Annotated in this window: 15 protein-coding genes; 10 read left to right on the top strand and 5 right to left on the bottom strand. The window is 49.8% G+C overall.

The features are described 5' to 3' along the window. Positions 1-67: 67 nt before the first annotated feature. From ACHZA1_RS02450 to ACHZA1_RS02460, 3 genes are all read right to left on the bottom strand, one after another. On the bottom strand, positions 68-1,204 hold the full coding sequence (locus tag ACHZA1_RS02450) for a DegT/DnrJ/EryC1/StrS family aminotransferase (RefSeq protein ID WP_394701072.1): 1,137 nt from the start codon (positions 1,202-1,204) through the stop codon (positions 68-70). A 742-nt stretch (positions 1,205-1,946) separates the two neighbouring features. Then, positions 1,947-3,041: a methylmalonyl Co-A mutase-associated GTPase MeaB gene (gene meaB / locus ACHZA1_RS02455; RefSeq protein ID WP_320053653.1), complete on the bottom strand. Its 1,095-nt coding sequence runs from the start codon at positions 3,039-3,041 to the stop codon at positions 1,947-1,949. A gap of 184 nt (positions 3,042-3,225) precedes the next feature. After that, the gene (locus ACHZA1_RS02460; RefSeq protein ID WP_320053654.1) at positions 3,226-4,314 is read right to left on the bottom strand and encodes a DUF1573 domain-containing protein; all 1,089 of its coding nucleotides are present in this window, start codon (positions 4,312-4,314) and stop codon (positions 3,226-3,228) included. A 189-nt stretch (positions 4,315-4,503) separates the two neighbouring features. On the opposite strand from ACHZA1_RS02460, the gene ACHZA1_RS02465 reads away from it, so the two are divergent. The 8 genes from ACHZA1_RS02465 (at position 4,504) to ACHZA1_RS02500 (ending at position 11,899) form a co-directional block, all read left to right on the top strand. Next, on the top strand, positions 4,504-5,685 hold the full coding sequence (locus tag ACHZA1_RS02465) for a M20 family metallopeptidase (RefSeq protein WP_320053655.1): 1,182 nt from the start codon (positions 4,504-4,506) through the stop codon (positions 5,683-5,685). Between the two features lie 230 nt (positions 5,686-5,915). Beyond that, positions 5,916-6,083 (top strand): 4Fe-4S binding protein, encoded by a 168-nt coding sequence (locus ACHZA1_RS02470; RefSeq protein ID WP_320053656.1) that lies wholly within the window; start codon positions 5,916-5,918, stop codon positions 6,081-6,083. Positions 6,084-6,156: 73 nt separating this feature from the next. Beyond that, positions 6,157-6,951, top strand: a complete 795-nt coding sequence (locus ACHZA1_RS02475) for a hypothetical protein (RefSeq protein WP_320053657.1) — start codon at positions 6,157-6,159, stop codon at positions 6,949-6,951. Between the two features lie 70 nt (positions 6,952-7,021). Beyond that, positions 7,022-7,210, top strand: coding sequence for a hypothetical protein (locus ACHZA1_RS02480; protein ID WP_320053658.1), 189 nt, complete (start codon positions 7,022-7,024; stop codon positions 7,208-7,210). Beyond that, complete coding sequence (locus ACHZA1_RS02485; protein ID WP_320053659.1) at positions 7,207-8,940, top strand: [Fe-Fe] hydrogenase large subunit C-terminal domain-containing protein; 1,734 nt, start codon at positions 7,207-7,209, stop codon at positions 8,938-8,940. Before ACHZA1_RS02480 ends, ACHZA1_RS02485 begins: the two co-directional genes overlap by 4 nt. Then, entirely contained in the window at positions 8,930-10,117 is a 1,188-nt protein-coding gene (locus tag ACHZA1_RS02490; protein WP_320053660.1) for a SpoIIE family protein phosphatase, read from the top strand. Before ACHZA1_RS02485 ends, ACHZA1_RS02490 begins: the two co-directional genes overlap by 11 nt. Before the next feature lie 97 nt (positions 10,118-10,214). After that, entirely contained in the window at positions 10,215-10,466 is a 252-nt protein-coding gene (locus tag ACHZA1_RS02495; protein ID WP_320053661.1) for a hypothetical protein, read from the top strand. Beyond that, entirely contained in the window at positions 10,466-11,899 is a 1,434-nt protein-coding gene (locus ACHZA1_RS02500) for a monomeric [FeFe] hydrogenase (RefSeq protein ID WP_320053662.1), read from the top strand. The genes ACHZA1_RS02495 and ACHZA1_RS02500 overlap by 1 nt, the downstream gene beginning before the upstream one ends. Positions 11,900-12,110: 211 nt before the next feature. Here the strand turns inward: ACHZA1_RS02500 and ACHZA1_RS02505 are convergent, their stop codons facing one another. Further along, positions 12,111-13,460, bottom strand: a complete 1,350-nt coding sequence (locus ACHZA1_RS02505; RefSeq protein WP_320053663.1) for a hypothetical protein — start codon at positions 13,458-13,460, stop codon at positions 12,111-12,113. Positions 13,461-14,119: 659 nt separating this feature from the next. After that, positions 14,120-15,331 carry an acyltransferase gene (locus tag ACHZA1_RS02510; RefSeq protein ID WP_320053664.1) on the bottom strand — a complete coding sequence of 404 codons (1,212 nt, stop codon included), beginning with the start codon at positions 15,329-15,331 and terminating at the stop codon, positions 14,120-14,122. Positions 15,332-15,941: 610 nt separating this feature from the next. Between ACHZA1_RS02510 and ACHZA1_RS02515 the strand changes: the two genes are divergently transcribed. Beyond that, positions 15,942-17,705 carry a serine hydrolase gene (locus ACHZA1_RS02515; protein WP_320053665.1) on the top strand — a complete coding sequence of 588 codons (1,764 nt, stop codon included), beginning with the start codon at positions 15,942-15,944 and terminating at the stop codon, positions 17,703-17,705. A gap of 353 nt (positions 17,706-18,058) precedes the next feature. Then, positions 18,059-19,462, top strand: a complete 1,404-nt coding sequence (locus ACHZA1_RS02520; RefSeq protein WP_320053666.1) for an NYN domain-containing protein — start codon at positions 18,059-18,061, stop codon at positions 19,460-19,462. Positions 19,463-20,438: the final 976 nt, after the last annotated feature.

Raw genomic sequence — 20,438 nt, forward strand, 5'->3', positions numbered from 1 at the left:
TAGATTTTAGACGTTAGCAACAGCAGCGAGACTTTCGTTAAGGAGACAATTCCCTATTTCCTACTCACTACCTATTCGCCAAAAACTCAATCACCGAGTTAGAGATGTAGCCTAACTGCTCCTCGGTTAACTCGGTATGCATCGGAAGCGACATCACCCTCTTGCAAAGCATTTCGGTGATTGGGAAATCTGTATCTTTTCCCTTTGCCTCGCCCAGCGCCTCCTGACGGTGTAGCGGAATGGGGTAGTATATCATCGAAGGAATGCCCTTTTCCTGTAGATGCTTCATTAAAGCAGCCCTATCTACATCCTCGTCGAGAACTACGGTATACTGATGAAATATGTGCGATGAGTTTTCTGCCCTAAAAGGAGCGATCAAGCCAGGCACACCTTCGAATGCTGAATCGTAGTAATCAGCGGCCGTTCTGCGCGCCTTATTATACTCGTCGAGATACTTCAGCTTAACGTCGAGCACGGCAGCCTGTATGGTATCCAAGCGTGAGTTAACGCCAATCATCTCGTGGTGGTAGCGGATGCGCATCCCGTGGTTGGCCACCATCCGTATCTTTTCGGCAATGGCATCGTCGTTGGTGAACAGCGCGCCACCATCGCCGTAGCAGCCTAGGTTCTTAGAAGGGAAGAACGAAGTCGTTCCGATATGCCCCATAGTTCCGGCATGCTTTACCGTACCATCGGCAAAAGTATAGGTTGCACCAGTTGCCTGGGCTGAATCTTCAATCACATAAATGTTATGCTTTTGCGCAAGCAGCAGGATTGGCTCCATATCGGCGCACTGCCCGAAAAGATGAACCGGTATAATGGCCTTTGTACGGCGCGTGATGGCCTTCTCGAGCCTTTCGATGTCGATGGTGTAGGTATCAGGATCGACATCTACTAGAACAGGCTTTAGGCCAAGAAGAGCAACCACCTCAACGGTAGCGATAAAGGTAAAGTCAGCAGTAATGACCTCGTCGCCGGGCTTTAGGCCAAGCGCCATGAGCGCAATCTGAAGCGCATCAGTCCCATTACCGCATCCAATAACATGGTTAGCCCCTAAATAGCGCGAAAGACGATCCTCGAACAGCTTCACCTGCGGCCCCTTTACAAACGCAGCGGTACTGACCACCTCCTGCATCCTACCATCAATTTCGTCTTTTATACGATTATACTGCCCCTTAAGGTCAACCATGCTAATACCTGTCATCATTATCCTCCTATTTTTGCATAGACCCACAAAAGTACTATTTCTAGCAGAACGAGGAAAAACTACAGCCTTTAAAGAAGCCTAACGGCTGCTTTTTGCATTATTTAAGCAGCCACTGGCAAGGGTTGTTTCCAGCGGCAGCGCGGCTTGTCGCGCTGCCGCTAACCAGAGAAGTGCAGCACCGCAGCACATCCTTTTTCCCATCGCCCCCAAACGCTACCGTAACACCGTACGCTATTTCCTCTGGCGAAACGCTTCGCCGAAGGTTCCTCCTCCCAATTAGACCGTAGGGAAAGCCACACCGTTGGCCGATGCTCTTGTTTCATTATATGAAAAAATTCAACGTAGGATGATACTTTCATTTCACTGTGCGAAAACCTTCATCGTAGGATGATACTTTTATTTCACTGTACGAAAAACTTCAACGTAGGATAATACTCTTTTATCGCTGTGTGAAATTTTACAACGTAGTTTGATATATTTTTTCGCTGTGTGAAAAACGACATCGTCGATTAATACTTTCATTCCATTTTATAGATATTTCCGCTGTCGTTTGATACTTATTTATCGTTTTGTGAAAAACTCCGCCGTCGATTAGCATACTTGCACCGCCAAATAGAAATTTCCGCCTCTGCTAGACTCTTCTTATCCGCCACGCCACCCTTGGGTCAAACGAAGAAAGGACGCTGAGGAGCTTGCTTGCCTCCTCGCGTCCTTTCCTGATATTCTATGGTACGAAGCGCTAGTGCTTCCCCGAATTGTAGTAAATCGACAGCAACTTGTTTGCCGCAGCAAACGAGCTGATCTTATCGTCGAGTACCTGCTGCTCCAGCAGTTCGAGGTTAACCTTCACCTCGCTGCTATTGTAGAAATTGCGCATCAGGCGGCTATTGATGGCCTCGATCATCCAGTAGCGGGCCTGATCCTTGCGCCGGTTGTGGAAGTAGCCGTTCTCCTGGGTTAGAGCAACGTAGCGCTCTATATTCTCCCAGATATTCATAATGCCAGCGTTATCCAACGAGGAGCAGGTTTCCACCTTGGGGCTCCAGCCAGACTCGGTGGCGGGGAAAAGCATCAGCGCGCTTTGGTACTCTATTTTTGCCGACCTTGCCTTGGTCGCGTTTACCCCATCGGCCTTGGTTATGGCAATCAGATCGGCCATCTCCATGATGCCACGCTTGATGCCCTGCAGCTCGTCGCCAGCACCGGCAAGCATCAGCAGCAGGAAGAAGTCAACCATCGAGTGAACGGCAGTTTCCGACTGCCCCACCCCTACCGTTTCGATGAAGATTACATCGAAACCAGCGGCTTCGCAGAGTATGATGGTTTCGCGGGTTTTACGGGCAACACCACCAAGCGAGCCCGACGATGGACTGGGACGAATGAACGCCTTAGGGTCGGCGCAAAGCGTTTCCATACGGGTTTTATCGCCAAGGATGCTACCCTTCGAGCGCTCGGAGCTGGGGTCGATGGCGAGCACCGCCAGCTCGTGGCCTAGCGCAGTAATCTGCCCTCCGATTGCCTCGATAAACGTACTCTTCCCCACACCCGGCACACCGGTGATGCCCAACCGTACCGACTTTCCGCTGTAGGGCAAGCACCGCTCGATGATCTGCTGAGCAAGCTCGCTATGCTCGGGCAAGGAGCTCTCGAGAAGGGTTATGGCTTGGCTTAGTATGGTTCTGTTTCCGGCCAAGATACCCTCCACATAGCCGTCAAGGGTTAAAGGCTTCCGCTTTTTTCTTTTAATTTGAGACAAGGCGTTGGGGTTAACAATAGGAGGCTGCTCCACCCCGCTGTTAACGCTCAATGCGCTTTTGTTTTCGTTTTCTTCCATAAATGCTATCTTAGGAATACGTCTTGTTCGGCCGCAAAATTATAACAATATAAATTAGAAACCAGAATAAACCCCTTGCAGAAATTCCTGCCATGAAACATCTAGTTGACGATTTATGGGACATAAAAAAGCCCGCCAAGCAAGCAGCTGGCGGGCCATTACTATAATATGAATCTTCTCTGCTCTACTTTGGCTTTACATTTCCGGTCAGACGAAGCACCACCGACGGATTTTTAGGATCGTTGGTTATCACCGTTATGGTCTTTCCCTGACGGTTGCTATACCCCGATGTGCCGAAGCTAACCTTAATGCTTCCCGACTCTCCTGGCTTGATAATGGTTCCGCTAGGAGCTCCGGTGGTACATCCGCAGCTGGTACCAATTTTACGGATGATCAAATCCCTTTTGCCAAGATTCTTGAAGCCATACTCGTACACCACAGCCTTCCCCTCGGCAACTTCACCAAAGTCGTAGGTGGTTCTATCAAACTTGATGGTTGGCATATCTGCCATTTCCGCAGGCGTCATCTTAGAGTAGTCCTCCTCAACTGTAGCGCTAACCGTAAATCGACAGTCGTCGCTTGCCCTATCATCTACAAGAACAGACATGTTATCAACCACAAAACCCCAATCGTTCTTTTTCTTGGCATCGTATGTTACCACTATAGTTCCTTTTTCATTAGGCTTTAGCGAAGATGGAGTTACGCTAACTTTTAAATGAGCAGGCACACCTGATAACCTTACGCTGATAGGCTTCGCACCGGTATTTATGATTCCGACCTTATTGGTAACAACGGCATCTGGATCTATACGCGTAAAGGCAAGGTGAGAAGTTTGCATACGCAACTCCCCTATTTTACGAGGATACAAATCAGCAACGTCTTTAGCCTTTTCCTTTACAAGCCCGCTTAACGTCAGCACAACAAGAGGCTTTGTAGCATTCGATGATACCGTAATGGTTTTATCAATCGGACCAGGACGGTTCATTGGATCGAAGGTAACCTTTATTACGCCCTTCTTTCCTGGAAGAATTGGCGCCTTGGGCCACTCCGGCGTGGTACATCCGCACGAAGAAACCACATTGGTAAGAATCAGCGGCACCCTCCCCGTATTCGAAAAGGCAAATGAATACGATACAGGACCACCCTTCTCTTCAATCTGTCCGAAGTCATGCGTGGTTTTCGTAAAGTTTATTACCGGCTTTGCAGCCTGCCCAAACGCGACTCCCACCAAAATGGGCAGCAAGCCAACCAACGACAAGATCTTTTTTTTCATTCTTAGCGATTTTAGTCTTTAAACAATTATCGTTCAATCTTGGCAATAACGCAATACAACAAAACCTATTGCACTGTACTTGCTTTATAAACCTGATTTCTTTGTTATACAGAAATTATTCCCCAACTTTAAAAAGTTGGTAGATTTGCCTCAAATTTAGCAGCAAAAAAAAACATTCAAAGGCTTAAAATGATAAATCTTGACCAAATCAAGCAGGAGGTCACCGAAAGTTACGATTGGGCAACCTCAATTTTCAGGTATTTGCACCAGCATCCCGAACTTTCGTTCGAAGAACACGAAACCTCAAAGTTTATAGCCAATACGCTACGCAAAATCGGCATTACCGACATCACAAGCGTTGCAGGCACTGGCTTATTGGCAGCTATAGAAGGCTCTAAAGAGGGGAAGTCGATCGGATTAAGAGCCGATATTGACGCCCTCCCCATTCAAGAAGAAACCAACCTACCCTATGCATCTGCCAATAGCGGTTGTATGCATGCCTGCGGTCACGATATGCATACAGCCGTGCTACTATCGGCAGCAAAAGTACTTTGGAAGAATCGACATAATATAGAAGGAACCATCTACCTCCTATTCCAACCTGGCGAAGAGATGTTCCCAGGTGGAGCCAGCAAGGTTCTAGAATCGGGCATACTCGATAGCAAAGGCATTGAAGCCTTTGCAGCGCTTCACGTATCTCCCGAAATAGAAACAGGTAAAGTGGGTATTCGTCCCGGAATGTACATGGCATCAGGCGACGAAATACACATTGAAGTTAAAGGCAAAGGCGGACATGCAGCCCTTCCTCATACACTAGACGACACCGTTCTAGCAGCATCGAGCATCGTGGTTAACTTACAGCAACTAGTTAGCCGTATTGGCGACACCCGCATTCCAACTGTACTGTCAATTGGTAAGTTCATAGCCAATGGTGCAACCAATATCATTCCCTCAACAGTAAAACTCGAAGGAACATTCCGCACCATGAACGAAGAGTGGAGAGCAAAAGCGCATCAGCGCATCACCGAAGTTATTGAGAGTACCGCCAAAGCATACCACACAGAGGCTATTGTTGACATTAAAAAGGGATACCCCTGCCTAATCAACAACCCCCAAATTACCAGCAAGGCAAGAGCTACATTTATTGAGAACTTGGGTATCGAAAATGTCATTGATCTCGACATTCGAATGACAACCGAAGACTTTGGTTTTATCAGCAATCGCTATCCATCCGTATTCTTCCGCCTAGGAGTAGGCGGAGTTGAAGGCTCGTCAGGAATGCTTCACAACGGAAAATTTATAGCCAACGAAAAAGCTCTAAAAACAGGCACCTTTGCACTGATTACCCTTGCCAAAAGTTTGTTGGAATAGCAAACAACACAATCTACGAAATGACGTAAGCCCAGCGACTCAACAACCTCTCGGTAAAAAATTGACATTGAATGTTTTTTCAGGAAGATCAAAAAAGTAAAAGCTGCGAGAAGCATCAAAAAACCTAAGCATTGGTATTTTTTCACCGAATTATGTTTCGCTTTATAATAATTCCGTTTAAATTTGTCCAAAGCAAACCTTTTACAAGTTTAACCAAATACTAATAAGTAATGGCTTACAAAATTAGTGACGATTGCACCGCTTGCGGTACATGTATTGACGAGTGTCCAGTTGAGGCAATTTCTTCTGGTGATATTTACAAGATCGATCCAGAAGTATGCACCGAGTGTGGAACTTGCGCCGATGTTTGCCCAGTAGAAGCAATTCATCCAGCTTAGTCAAACCGCTTAAAGGAAATAAAAATAGGCTTCGGCCTATTTTTTTTGCAACAAACTGTCCTATATTAAAACATTGAAAGTATTTATTACACACAAAACAACATCACGTCGTCCTATTACACAACAACAAGCCTTTGTCATTACAAAAGCAACACCTACTATAAAAATACAAATCAACACATTACATTATTTGGTATACAAATTGCAAATCTCAACGCAGATGAATGAAAAGGGATACATACTAACTGAGGAATTAAAAAAAAGAGCATCGCGCTACTTAGCCTACTTAAAATTTCAGAAGGTTAAGGGGCGTAATATGTTTGACACAAACGAGATGTCGTCCGCACTTGGATTTGATAAGCCTACAATATCCAACGACCTTCATCTGCTTGGCATCTACCATGTTAACTCAGCAATATCCATTAGCAGTGGAATCGACATCATAGAATCGCTGTTGGTTGTGAATCGCCTAAAGGAGGCATTTCTAATATGCACTAGCAAGCACGGAAAAAAGATTATCAACGCAAAAGAGTTATCCCTGCAAGGAATAAAAGTAGTTGCGGCTTTTGATCCTTCATCCAGTTTTGATGCATACGAAATAGACGGGATCAAAGTATTAAGTACCGACAGGATAACTAGCCTCTCTGATCGGATGCATATTCAATTTATGATAATTGCAACCGAAAAAGAGCAAGCACAGCAAGCTGCCAATATTGCCATAGATGCCGGAGCAAAAGCAATTATCAATATATCGGGAGAAGCGCTAACACTTTCTGAAGGAATAGCCTGCATCAACACAAACGGGTTTGACAACCTTGCAGAAGACATAAGTAAAATACAAGCCTTAATGGCAGCAAATACACATTGAGGATATGCAGCAAAAAGTTGAAGTTCTAATTTGCCTTGGCAGCTCGTGCTTCTCGCGAGGAAACAGAGAGATGCTTGATGCTATAAAAAAGCACCTCAAAGAGAACAACCTTGAAGAAAAGGTATGCTTTAAAGGGAAGCTCTGTTCAAACATCTGCAGCAGCGGACCTACAATTTCCATAAACGGGGTTGTATACAAAGAAGTGCGCTTCAACACGGCAATAACTCATATCGAAAACGCCCTTAAACAGCAGCAATGAACCTAGCAAACCCGATATATACCGAGATAAACAACTGCCAGGATTGCTATAAGTGCATCCGCCATTGCCCTGTTAAAGGAATAAATGTTGGTCAAGGGAGCGCTTCGATTGTTGGCGAGCGCTGCATCTTTTGCGGGAACTGCGTTACCATTTGCCCCGCAAACGCAAAGAAGATACGCAACGACCTGAAGGCTGCACGCAACATCATAAACAACACAAAGATTGTGGTTGCCTCGATTGCGCCATCCTACGCTACGGAGTTCTCAAACATTTCCATATCAAGAATCACCCGTGCGCTTAAGATGCTAGGATTTAGCGCCGTTTCGGAGACGGCACTTGGTGCAGAGGTTGTTTCGAAAGAGACCGCCAACTACATATCAAGGCATGAAGGGGGCATATTTATATCATCGGCATGCCCATCGGTGGTTGAGCTGATATGCAAATACTACCCCAACCTCAGCGACTCGATTGTTCCTATACACTCGCCCATGGTTACGCACGGACTGATGATTAAGGAGTGGTTTGGGAAAGATGCCAAAACCATCTTCTTTGGTCCATGCATATCGAAAAAGCGCGAGGCTGACAAGTATAAAGACTCCATTGATGTGGCACTAACCTTCAACGACCTGCGCGAATGGCTGGAAGATGAGGGTATCGATTTCGACCTAATCCCCGAAAATGAGGATACCTTCGAGCCTAACCTTTCGAGTATGGGCTCCATTTACCCGCTTGACGGAGGAATGGTTGCTGGAGTATCCGCCGATTTAGAGAAGAACAGCACCATCTACATGAACTTTTCGGGAGCCGATGCAATTAGACAAACGCTAAACAGCATAGGTATCTGGGATTCGAGCCAAAAGCTATTCCTCGAGTTGCTCTCGTGCACCGGAGGCTGCATCCACGGACCAGGAACATTAACCAAAGATTCGACAGCAATAAAGCGATATAAGATTCAGTCGGAGCTTAATCGCAAGAATACAAGAGATGCCAAAGCAGCTGCCACCACTCCTAGTATAGACATTAGTCGTAGTTTCAGCAATATTTATCCAGTTCAAAAAAGGCAGCATGCTGAGGCTGATCTTCTAGAATCGCTAAGCGCAATAGGCAAGCAATCGGAGAAAGACGAGATAAACTGTGGTGGTTGCGGCTACGACAGCTGCCGTGATTTTGCCGCAGCGCTAATTGACGGACAGGCAGAGCGCAACATGTGCGTATCGTACATGCGCAAGGTTGCCAACGACAAGGCTACGGTTCTGCTTCAGAAAATCCCTTCGGGAGTTTTGCTGGTGGACGAGGAGATGAAGGTTGTTGAGTCGAACAAGAGCTTCGCCAAAATGATGGGAGCAGAAATCGAGATGATTAACGAGGCGAATCCGGGACTTGCTGGAGCCAACGTTGCCAAGCTAGTCCCCTTCCATAAGCTATTCTCGTCGGTGCTAAGTACCGGAAAGGATATCATGGAGCGCGACGTACGATTCAGCGATAAGGTCTTTAAGGTTTCGATATTCACCGTACAAAAGCACAAAATTGTTTGCGCCATTATGCGCGACCTTGTGGTACCCGAAGTCCGCAACGATGAAATTGTGAAAAGAACGCAAATGGTTATTCAGGAAAACCTGGAAACCGTACAAAAGATAGCCTACCTACTTGGCGAAAATGCATCGCGTACCGAAACCATGCTTAACACCATCCTAGAGGCATACCAAATTGAGGAAAGCAGTGAAAGATAGCCCCTTTTTCATAGAAGTTGACATGTGGCAGCAAAACTGCAAGGGGCGTCCCGTGTGTGGAGATGTCTTCCTCTCGAAAAAGATTAAGGAGGAGAACCGCCTGGTGATGGTGCTCTCCGACGGTTTGGGAAGCGGTATAAAAGCCAACGTGCTGGCATCGCTCACCGCATCGATGGCGGTAAACTACACGCTGCTGAAGGAGCCTATCGACCGAATAGCGCACACCATCATGAAAACGCTGCCGGTTGATAGCGAGCGAAAGATTAGCTACGCCACCTTCACCATCGTAGACATTGAGTCGGATGGCGAAACCAACGTGGTGGAGTACGACAACCCATCGTTTGTGCTGGTACGCAACGGCAAGGTAATTACGCCCGAGAAGGAGAGCATTACCATTGAGGAGAGCAGCATCCGCCGAAAGGTTATGTACCGATCGCACTTCATCGCCCAAAAGGAGGACAGAATGGTGCTCTTTTCCGATGGCGTTACGCAATCGGGGATGGGAACCCAGCAGATGCCTTTTGGCTGGGGAGATGAGGCTGTTCAGAAGTTCATTATTAAGGAGCTGAAGGGCAGACCAACCCGATCGGCAACAACACTTGCCAGGAAGATTGTGCTTCAGGCACAAAAAAACGACATATACATGCCGATGGACGACACAACCTGCGCCGTTGTGTACTTTAGGGAGCCACGCCAGCTGCTTATTTGCACCGGTCCACCGTTCCACGAGCAGAAGGATAGGTATCTGGCATCAATTGTAAAGTCATTTCCAGGTAAAAAGATTATCTGCGGAGGAACTACAGCCCAAATCCTATCGCGCGAGTTCGGCAAGGAGATAGAGGTAGGTTTCGACGTAGGAAAATCGGGGCTCCCTCCCACCTCATCCATGGAGGGCGTTGACCTAATTACCGAAGGAATACTTACCATAGGGAAGGTGGCACAAATCCTCGAAGAGCACACCACAGGAGAGGTTGAGGGAGACGGTCCTGCCGTTGAGATTGTTCAGCTGCTGCTGCAAAACGACATCATCGACTTTGTGGTTGGAACTAAAATCAACATCGCCCACCAAGATCCCAACCTGCCCGTTGAGCTGGAGATTCGGCGAAACGTGGTAAAGCGAATAGTGGAGCTGCTGGAGGGAAAGTACCTGAAGGAGGTGAGGCTGCAGTTTATTTAAAGAGAAACTAGACGAAGCAAAAAGAATAGGGATCAAGCCCAGCAAACCGAGGTTTGACAGACTAACCAACATAAAAAACGTAACGAAAAACTGACCTATGATAGCTGTAAAAATATGTTCCGGGACGCTCTGCTACGTGATGGGCGGATCGGATCTTTGGACGCTACTGGAGGTGCTACCCGAAGAGCTAAAGAGCAAGGTGGTGATTAAGGGATCGCCCTGCTTGGGGTACTGCAACACCGATAAGCCGGTGAAGGCACCCTACGCCGAGGTAAACGGGAAGCTAATCCGCGAAGCATCGGTATCGAAAATAATTGAGGTAATAAAGGAAGAAATAGGAGGAAAGTAATGGCTGTTACCAACAACGCAATGCTAATTCGCCGCGAGCTGATGACTAGGCTTGCGAAAATGCTGAACGAAGGAACCATCGGACAGGAAATCGACCGTATTCCAGTTGAGATGCGCCCCCGCTACAGCGAAACATCGCGCTGCTGTATTCACAAGGATCGAGCGGTTATCAAGTACAAGCTGATGGCGCTGCTCGGATTTAACATCGAAGACGAGGAGGACGAGCTAACCCCGCTATCGGAGTACGCCCGCATAGCCTATGCCCGTGGAAAGAAGGAAAACAGCACCATGCTCACGGTGGTCGACGAGGCGTGCAGCTCGTGCGTAAAGGCAAACTACGTGGTCACCAACATGTGCCGCGGCTGCGTTGCCCGCCCCTGCACGATGAACTGCAACAAGGACGCCATCGTATTCGTCAACGGGCAGGCGATCATCGACTCCACCAAGTGCGTTAACTGCGGGCTCTGCCAAAAGGTATGCCCCTTCCACGCCATCATCTACCAGCCCGTGCCCTGCGAGGAATCGTGCCCCGTGGGAGCCATCACCAAAGACGAGCTGGGCATCGAGCGCATCAACAAGAGCAAGTGCATCAACTGCGGAAAGTGCGTGGTGGCCTGCCCGTTTGGCGCGGTAATGGAAAAGACCCACTTTACCGAGCTGTATAGAGGATTTAAGTCGGACAAGAAGGTGGTTGCCATGGTGGCGCCCGCCATTGCAGGACAGTTTAAGGTGCCGATGGAGAAGATCGTGGGAGCGTTCAGGGAGCTGGGCTTTGACGAGGTAGTGGAGGTGGCCGTGGGCGCCGACATCACCTCGCAGTACGAGTCGGAGGAGTTCCTCGAGCGCATGGAGGAAGGTGCCCCATTTATGACCACCTCGTGCTGCCCTGCGTACGTGAACCTGGTGGATCGCCACATCCCCGAGCTGAAGCCCTTCGTGTCGCACACCAAGTCGCCGATGTACTACACCGCCGAGCTAGCCCGCCAGAAGTACCCCGACGGCATCCTGGTAATGGTTGCGCCCTGCACCGGCAAGCGCCACGAGGCCTTCTACGACCCCAACGTGGACCTGGTGCTAAGCTTCGAGGAGTTTGGCGCCCTAATGGTGGCCCACGGGGTGGAGATTACCGAGGCCGAACCCGGCAGCATCGACAAGGAGGTTACCAGCGTAGCCCGCGGATTCGGCTACTCGGGCGGCGTTACCAACGCGGTGCTCGCCTACGCCCCTACCGCCAAGGTGGAGCCGGTGGTGATTAACGGTATCGACAAGGCGCAGATACGCGCCCTGAAGCAGCTTCCCAAGTCGTGCTCCGGCAACTTTGTCGAGGTGATGAGCTGCGAGGGCGGATGCGTGGGCGGATGCAACGTGATTGCCAACCCCAAGATTGCCCTTCGCCAAATCGACGAGCTGATGAAGCGCAGCAAGGTAAAGTAAACGATACACACAAAAAGCCGCAGGAGGCTATTCCAATGCGAAATACTCTACTGCGGCCGTTAAACGATAAGCTCTGAGCTTAATTCTGATCTACTCGTAGGGAGGATTAGGTTGTGATTTAGGTTTGGCTGTGGGGTGGTTCCCACGGCCTTTTTTTATCACGGATTACGGGGATTGAACGGATTGGCATTGCCAACCATACTATTCACCTCTACAAGCTTCTGCTTTTAATCTTACCGTACTCCTCTTGGTACACCTTCACGTCAAACTTTTCGGCTTTACCCAGCTCTACGGCTTTTCGCTCCATGCTTTCTGCCTCATCAAAGAGCTTCAGCTTGTACAATATATGGGCGTAAGTATCGTAGAAGCTCGCCTTGGGGGTTACCTCAATGGAGCGTCGGCTCCACAGCATCGCCTTTAGCAGGTAGTCGGTTTTATCGCCAGCCATCAGGTAGAAACGCCATGCGGCATTATTCAAGATGGTTGCATAGCTATCCTTGAAGCTAGTATACGAATAGGTCTCGGTTCTATTCACGGTGGTATCGGAAAGTTTTGTACGGGATGCTGCTGCTTTATTTCGAGCGGCAAGATTTATCGAGTCTTTCTTCTTTAGCGAATCCACCGAAATATTCATATAGTAATCATTGTAAAAGTAGGAAGCCTTTTGGAGATAGCTAACGGTGTCCTTTACGCCAATGTAATACTCCATCATTACTGCATTCCAATTTTTGTTCCCTTCTTCCCGATGGTTCTTTCCCCAGCAACGCTCGGAGTAGCCTGCGGCAGAATTCGCCAGTTGCTCATTTTTAGCGGCAACAGCCCGGCTCAAGGTATTTTCCACTATTGTATTGTTGATGGCAATACGGACGGCCGATGGCTCTACCTTATAGATGCTATCAACCAAAGGCCTATTCATATAAGCCAGCGTGTAAGCATTGCCATAGACAACTGGCCCCGCTTTAAGAATGAAGAGCACCTCGCTGTACTTGGAGAAGTCGGCAACGCTCAGCCCCTTCACGTACTTCTCAACTAGGTCGGCATTGTCGGTAATTCTGGCTCGCTGCCTTTTGCCGATGTACTCCTTCAGGAAGGTCGTGCTGCAGCTTCCTGCGGCATACTCGCGGTCGTAATCAGCCATCGACTTCTCCTTTGAAGCGGCAATTGCCCTATCGGCAATCTCCAGCAATGGTTCGGGGCAAGGTAGCGGAGCTATATCGGCAAACAACAATCCACCCTTTGCATCAAGGAAAATAAAGGAAGGATACTGGGATACGTTATAGGCCCTTATAATTTTCCCCGCATTTGCCGTATCAGCCATGTCGACCCTATAGCAGACAAAGCTGCTGTTAAACTTCTCGGCTACACGCCTATCGTCAAGGCCCCCCGTGTAATTTTTTGGGTAGGATGGCGACTGAACGGTTACGAGTACAGCTAGCGGCTTTTTCTCCTGTACGGCCAAGGCTTTGGCCTTTTCGAAAGAGGTTTCGTACTTGATTTTCTGAGCCTGAAGCGATACCGAGCAAGCCAGCAGCATCAGAAAAGCGACAACAAATCGTTTCATGCAATAGGATTTAAGTTAAAGTTCGATTTTCATCTCGTACCCCACCACCCCGAACGGGGTGCAAGCCGAAAGGCTAATTCCAAAGCATGCTTACAGGTAGGTGTACGATTATAAAGTTGCCCCCAATGTAGCAATAAACCTCCAACGTTAAGCAGCCTTAAAGAAAAAAACATTGCCGGAGAATAAAGAGCCGTCGCACCTGCTCCAAAGGTTGCCACAGGCGAAAAACGAAGCGCCACACCCGTTCCAAAGCCTGTCGATGCCAGAAAATGAACCGTCGCACCCGTTCCAACGGCTGTCACAGGAGGAAAACGAACCGTCACACCCGCTCCAAGGAGTGTCAATGCCAGAAAACGAGCTGTCTTACCCAATCCAAAGGCTGTCACAGGCGAAAAACGAAGCGTCACACGCCATCCAAAGCCCGTCACATGACAGAAAGGCAGCGTCACACCTCATCCAAGGCCTGTCGCTACCGAAAAACGAACCGTCACACATCAAAAATAAAAATTCTCAGGCAAAAAATGGACCGTCACACCCGATCCAAAGCCTATCACATGACAGAAAGGCAGCGTCACAACCGAGAAAGGAGCTGCCGAAACCCGAAAAGGGGCGACGACGGCAGGGCTACCGCCAAATATCCCCAGAGTCTCGCTTGCCTGCTACTGTTCCACATCGGCACCAAAGGCGTCGGGCTGCGGTAGGCAGGACTCTACCAGCGAGCTACCCGCGCCGAGCGGACCTTGCGGCTTAGGCGCTGCCTCGCCGGAGAACCTTCGGCGGAGCCATCGGCGGGCGGGCTCGTCGTACAGCTTAAGGCAGGCGTAGGCCAGCACGATGGCCAGCGCAAACACGAGCAGCGCCAGCGGGTACGACTCCCTAAGGGTTAGCTTGTGGTTGAACACCCAGGCCCTGTAGAGCTCCACCAGCGGGAAGTGGGTGATGTAAATGGGGTAAGAGATCTCGCCGAGGAACCGGCAAAGGGTGGTGGATAGCTTGCCGCTAAGCTGGCTGCTGGCTCCGATGAACACCACCAGCGGGAACAGCACAACGATGGTTACCGACTCGTAGATGCCGTTCATCCAGAGGTGCGCGTACTCGCCAAGGCGCGGCATCACCAGCAGCACCACCAGCAGCAGACTGCTGAGCAGGAAGCCATGCTCCACCCGCGCAGGCTTGCCGATGCGGAAGAGCAGCAGCCCCGCAAAGAAGGGGTACACCACGCGGGTTAGGCCGTAGCGGATCTGCACCAGCTCGAGCGACCATCCGCCAATCACGTCGCAGGCGGGCCCGGTAACGGCCAGGTGAACCAGCACCCCTCCCGAGAGCACCACCAGCACCGCCAGCAGCGTGGTGGAGAACCGGCGAACGAAGAGGGCGTACAGGATGTTGGCCACGTACTCGTAGAAGAGCGACCACGCCGGCCCGTTGAGCGGGTACATCTCGGCCCCTCCGCGGATGTCGAAGGCCGGCAGCAGGGGCAGCATGGTGCAGCCCACCAGCATCACCAGCATCACCTTCCAGGCGGGCGCCACGGCAACCATGGGCCAGAAGTCCGACCGTTGGAAGAAGAAAAGAGCAGCCCCAAGGATGGCGCCCATCACCACCAAGGGCTGGAGCCGGATGAGGCGCCGCTTGAAGAAGCCGCCCGGGCTCATGCTCCCCCATCGGTCGTCGTAGGCGTAGCCGATAACGAAGCCCGACAGCAGGAAGAAGAAGTCCACCGCCAGGTAGGCATGGTTTAGCAGCAGGTCCACATGGCCCTGCGCGTGCACCTCCAGGATGTGGAAGGCCACCACCAGAACGGCAGCCACTCCACGAAGGCCATCGAGGATCTCGTAGTGCGGCTTAGGCGTTAACGATGAAGCGCTCATTGGGTAAAGCAAGATTCGAGTTTGACGGGTTCTCCCGTACGGTAAATCGCGCAAATGTAGCAAAAACAGCAGCACCGCCCAACCGCCGAAATCTTGCCTTTACGCAGCAGCACCGCTCCCCTCAAAGGCAACCGTCATCAATTCGGGGGAAAGCCTCCCCCGCCAGGGATTTCTCTTTTAAAAAATCATCGATCATAATGGAGGTAGACGTAAAGGAATCAGCAAGTCGTAGCACAAAGCGTATCCCCCTTTGGAGGGGGAAGGGGGAGGAAAATAGCCGTTAGAGGTAAAAACTTGATGCCAATGATTGCTGTACACTTCAAAAAGTCCACCCCCTAACCCCCGCCGGCGGGGGATACCCTTCGAAATAGAGTAGTGTAAATCTTAAAAGCGAAATTCCTGCCTCCCCCGCTTGTCAACCGATTTAACGAATGCCCCGAGTGGCTCTCTACAAATTACGGTTTCAGAAGAGCATTCATTTTATACATTTGCACCAACCTACGCCGCCGAACGGCAACGGGAGTCCACCGCCGCGTGCTCCCGCCCCACCGACGGCACGGCCGAAGCCACACAACGTCCGACCAACCTTTAAAACACAAAATATCGAAGCATGAAATCATTACTAGCAGTGGCCATCACCTTGCTAATCGCACTGCAGGCCACCTCGCAACCCCTACAGCGGGTAATGCCCGAACAGGTGGGCATGAGCACGCAGCAGCTACGCTACGCCGACCAGGCCATTCAAAAAGCAATCGACAGCAAGCAAATCCCCGGAGCCGTCCTCGCCGTAGTGCGGCAGGGCAAGATGGCCTACCTGAAGGCCTACGGCAACAAGCAAACGGTTCCTACAGCAGAACCGATGACGGTAAACACGGTGTTCGACATGGCCTCGTGCACGAAGCCCATCGCCACAGCCATCTCGGCCATGATCCTCATCGAGCAGGGTAAGCTGCGCCTATCCGACAAGGTGAGCCTCTACGTCCCCTCGTTTACCGACAACATCCGGGTAATCGATCTCTTCACGCATACGTCGGGCCTCCCCGCCTACGCGCCCATATCCAGCATCAAGGCCAAGCACGCCGCGCCCAACCCCAGTCCCAGCCCCATTGTAGAGTACATCGCCACCTGCAAGCGCGACACCACCCCCGAAACAGCCTTTAAGTACAGCTGCCTAAACTACATAACGCTACAGCAGATCATCGAAACGATTAGCGGGAAAAGCTTAAGGGACTTTGCCAAGGAGAACATTTACGACGTGCTGGGCATGGACCATACCGACTACAACCCTACCGGCAAGCTGCTCGAGCTATGCGCGCCTACCGAGAGGCTGAAAGACGGGAGCGTCCTCAAGGGCATCGTCCACGATCCGCTAGCTCGAGAAATGAACGGGGGAATATCGGGGAATGCAGGTATATTCTCCTGTGCCGACGACCTGGCCATCCTATCGGCAGCGCTGCTTAACGGCGGAGAGTACAACGGCAAGCGCATCCTCAGCCCCATGGGCGTACAGGCGCTCACCCATGTACCCGCAAGCCTAGCATCCTTTGGCCGATCGCTCGGGTGGGACGTATCCTCGCCCTACTCCTCCAACAAGGGCGACCTATTCGGGCCAAACGCCTACGGCCACACCGGCTACACGGGCACCTCCATCGTAATCGACCCCGATACCCAAACCGCGGTAATCCTCCTCACCAACCGGGTTCACCCCGAGGATAAGGGCGAGGTAACCCGCCTGCGCACCATGGTGGCTAACGTCGTTGCCGCCTCCATCTACCCCCCAGCGCGCAAGTACACCGACCACTACTACCAGCGCACGCTACAGTTCGAAAACGAGAATCCGATCACCGATGGCGACATCGTTATGCTGGGCGACAGCATGACCGAAAATGGCGGCGATTGGGGAACGCTCCTCAACGCAAAGCACGTGCGCAACCGCGGCATCATTGGCGACGATGCCATGGGCGTTTACGATCGCCTATACCAAATCCTACCCGGTAAGCCCAAAACGATATACCTAATGCTTGGGGTAAACGATGTATCGCACAACCTCTCGGCAGATAGCGTGGTGACGCTGCTCACCACGGTTATTGATAGAATACAGTCCGAATCGCCCAAAACCAAGCTATACCTGCAAAGCTTAATCCCCATCAACGAATCGTTTGGCCGCTACAAAACCATGATAGGTAAGACCAACTTAATACCGGAGATTAACCAGAAGTTTGAACTGGTTGCTGCCCAAAAGAAGATCCAGTACATCAACCTCTACCCCTTCTTCACCGAAAAGGGCACCAACGTGCTGCGCAAGGAGCTCACCACCGATGGTTTGCACCTTACCAAGGAGGGATACGACATATGGAGTAAGCAGCTGAGGTAGCACAACCGGCAATTTACATAAACAAGGCGCAGGCGTAAAGGACACCCCCTTTACGCCTGCGCCTTGTTTATGCATACATCGATCAAAGAAGTTTAGGAAGACGAAATCTCGAAGTTCAAACAGATCCGAATGCCACTCCTATGCTCTATAGTAGTTGCTCCCAAGAGTTCGAATAAAAAAAGTAGCGCAGCCCAATGTTTTTTTCTTAAACACTATTTTTATTCTGTAACTATCTTTAACTTTACAATTGCGAGGCAACCGCCCGCTCGAACAGGGGAAAAGGCAGTGAACAACACCATTTACCCATCGACCAACACTAGCAGCACTAATTATTAATTTAAAAATGACCAACAATGAATGCCACAACCGACGTAAAAGCGCCCTACAACACCGCCATTTTTTACGATGTTGAAAACCTGATTAAGGGCTACGGCTTCAGCAAGAAAATCGTACAGGGGTTGTCGCTCCACGACATCCTAAAAAAGATTGGAGAAACAGGAAAAACCGGAAGGATAGCCACCCATAAGGCCTACGCCAACTGGCTCAACCCCACGCTAAGCTTCCTTCACTCCGAGCTTATCGACCTGGATATCGAGCCCATTACCGTGGTGGGCACCAACGGGGGAACAATAAAAAACGTTGCCGACATCCGTCTAGCCGTCGACGTTATCGACACCCTTCACACCCACCCCGAAATCACCACCTACGTTATCATCTCGGGCGATGGAGCCTACGCAAGCCTCGCCCGCAAGCTTCGCGAGTACAGCAAGGTGGTTATCGGATGCGCCTACAAGCAGTCCACCAACAAGCTCTTTGCCTCCGCCTGCGACCACTTCATCTGGGTGGAAGATCCCGAGGTGGAGAACGACAAGGTCGAGGTCCGCGTTTCCGACACCCGCAGCCAGCATCTCATCGAGAAACTCAACGGAAAGGACTCGAACAGCAACAACCTTATATGGCAGCGCATCAACGAACTTCTGAGCGCGTTCGTCGACTCGAAGGAGTACAAGAAAGCGCTGGAATGCGGCATCAACCCATCGGTAATACGGGAGTTCATCGGGGCCGCCATCCCCAACTTCGACCCATCGGCTTTTGGATTCGAACGCTTTATCGACTTCCTAGCCCATGCCGTCGAGAACACCGAAATGGCAATCTACCTCTTTCCCCCTTCCGATATCAAAATTGGACTCAAAAGCGCCAAGCCCACAAACGCCGTATCGCTAAGCAAAAGCAACATCAAGCGGTTTGGCAACGACAACAACGCCGACATCCGAGATCAACGAATAAGGAGAATGACCCGGGAGATAAAGTCGATCTCCACCAACGCCAGCACCAAGGAGGTGGTCGAAAAGCTTAAAGAAATTATCGAGTGGATTGCGGCAGATCCAGAATTTCGAACCAGCCTAACCGAGGGCGTCAATCCGGCAACCATCGACTGCGCCATTCGCGAGATCGTAGTTGGATTCTCCAGCAGCCGGCTAGGGTTTACGCGCCTCTCCGAGCTGCTCAGCTGGCTCACCTGGGACACCGAGCTCTGTCTTGTCCAAAACCAGACAAACAAATCCATCTGGAAGGTGATATTCCGATCTTCCATTCCAGCAGATTTTGCGATATACGAAAGCAAAATGCTTCCACAAGGCGACAGAGCAGAAGAAAAAGCCACTCCCCTTACACCTTGGAAAATAGAAAAAGAGCCAACCAAAGAGCCTACAAGCATCTTTAGGCAGCTATCGAACCTATTCCGAACAAAGCATTAAGCCCACCTACAAACACAAACGACCCCGATATCGCATCGGGGTCGTTTGTGTCTAACCAAAAAACCTAAATCTATGAAAAAACTATTATTAAGCGTTCCTAACACTAAAGTAACCCGTAAACCTTTTGGCAATCGCTCTACTCGAATCTCTTCGACATCGATGCCGTAAAAGTTTTACAGTACAAACATACTACATAATATACCCCATGCTGGTTAAGGTGATGTTAGAGCTGGTTAATGGCTCGTTAATTGTTTCGGGGAATCAACCTGCGAATTTAAGGGGAGTTAAAACAGCGCTTTGCAGGAAGGAAGTTAAGTAGAGGCTAGCCAGTAATCAAACCATATAAAAACATCAACCCCCGATGTCGCATCGAGGGTTGATGTATAACCAATAACCTAAATCTATGAAAAAACTATTTCTGTCTGTCTTACACTAGGAGTAAACGTAACCCCTTTTTATCAGCCGTTCTGTTCGAATATTTCCAACAGCGACGCTGTAAAAGTTTTACAGTACAAACATACTACATAATACCCCCCATGCAGGTTAAGGTGATGTTAGTCCTAGCTAATGGCTCGTTAATTGTTTCAGGAAATTGATCTCCGCCTTTAAGAGGAGCTAAAAGCAAAGCATCACAGAGGTGATCCCTCGGCGAAGCGCCGGCACCGAAACGTATAGACACAGAAAATCTATGAAAAAAATCTATTTTCTGTCTAGTGCAAAGTATTCCGTAAACTTTCCTTCTCTAAAGACTATTCATCTTAGCCTTTCCCTATCGGGACGTTGAAAAGTTTTACGATACAAACATACATCATAAAATAGTCATTACGGGTTAAGGAGATGTTAGAGCTGGTTAACATCTTGTTAAAAGCCGTCTCAGCATCCGAGTCCAAGTAAACTGGCGACATCTCGCCTACAACAATAACTTCATTTAACTTCTTTCGATTTGAGCCCGTTTACAATCCGTTGGAAAAAACTG

Source organism: uncultured Acetobacteroides sp. (genome assembly GCF_963667355.2).
Taxonomy (GTDB): Bacteria; Bacteroidota; Bacteroidia; order Bacteroidales; family ZOR0009; genus Acetobacteroides.

What these genes read in the sequence shown, in the direction of transcription:
- ACHZA1_RS02460 (WP_320053654.1), bottom strand. Translation starts at nt 4,314, where the DNA reads ATGAAAAAAAAGATCTTGTCGTTGGTTGGCTTGCTGCCCATTTTGGTG.
- ACHZA1_RS02450 (WP_394701072.1), bottom strand. Translation starts at nt 1,204, where the DNA reads ATGACAGGTATTAGCATGGTTGACCTTAAGGGGCAGTATAATCGTATA.
- ACHZA1_RS02510 (WP_320053664.1), bottom strand. Translation starts at nt 15,331, where the DNA reads ATGAGCGCTTCATCGTTAACGCCTAAGCCGCACTACGAGATCCTCGAT.
- meaB (WP_320053653.1), bottom strand. Translation starts at nt 3,041, where the DNA reads ATGGAAGAAAACGAAAACAAAAGCGCATTGAGCGTTAACAGCGGGGTG.
- ACHZA1_RS02480 (WP_320053658.1), top strand. Translation starts at nt 7,022, where the DNA reads ATGCTTGATGCTATAAAAAAGCACCTCAAAGAGAACAACCTTGAAGAA.
- ACHZA1_RS02520 (WP_320053666.1), top strand. Translation starts at nt 18,059, where the DNA reads ATGAATGCCACAACCGACGTAAAAGCGCCCTACAACACCGCCATTTTT.
- ACHZA1_RS02515 (WP_320053665.1), top strand. Translation starts at nt 15,942, where the DNA reads ATGAAATCATTACTAGCAGTGGCCATCACCTTGCTAATCGCACTGCAG.
- ACHZA1_RS02505 (WP_320053663.1), bottom strand. Translation starts at nt 13,460, where the DNA reads ATGAAACGATTTGTTGTCGCTTTTCTGATGCTGCTGGCTTGCTCGGTA.
- ACHZA1_RS02485 (WP_320053659.1), top strand. Translation starts at nt 7,207, where the DNA reads ATGAACCTAGCAAACCCGATATATACCGAGATAAACAACTGCCAGGAT.
- ACHZA1_RS02465 (WP_320053655.1), top strand. Translation starts at nt 4,504, where the DNA reads ATGATAAATCTTGACCAAATCAAGCAGGAGGTCACCGAAAGTTACGAT.
- ACHZA1_RS02500 (WP_320053662.1), top strand. Translation starts at nt 10,466, where the DNA reads ATGGCTGTTACCAACAACGCAATGCTAATTCGCCGCGAGCTGATGACT.
- ACHZA1_RS02495 (WP_320053661.1), top strand. Translation starts at nt 10,215, where the DNA reads ATGATAGCTGTAAAAATATGTTCCGGGACGCTCTGCTACGTGATGGGC.
- ACHZA1_RS02470 (WP_320053656.1), top strand. Translation starts at nt 5,916, where the DNA reads ATGGCTTACAAAATTAGTGACGATTGCACCGCTTGCGGTACATGTATT.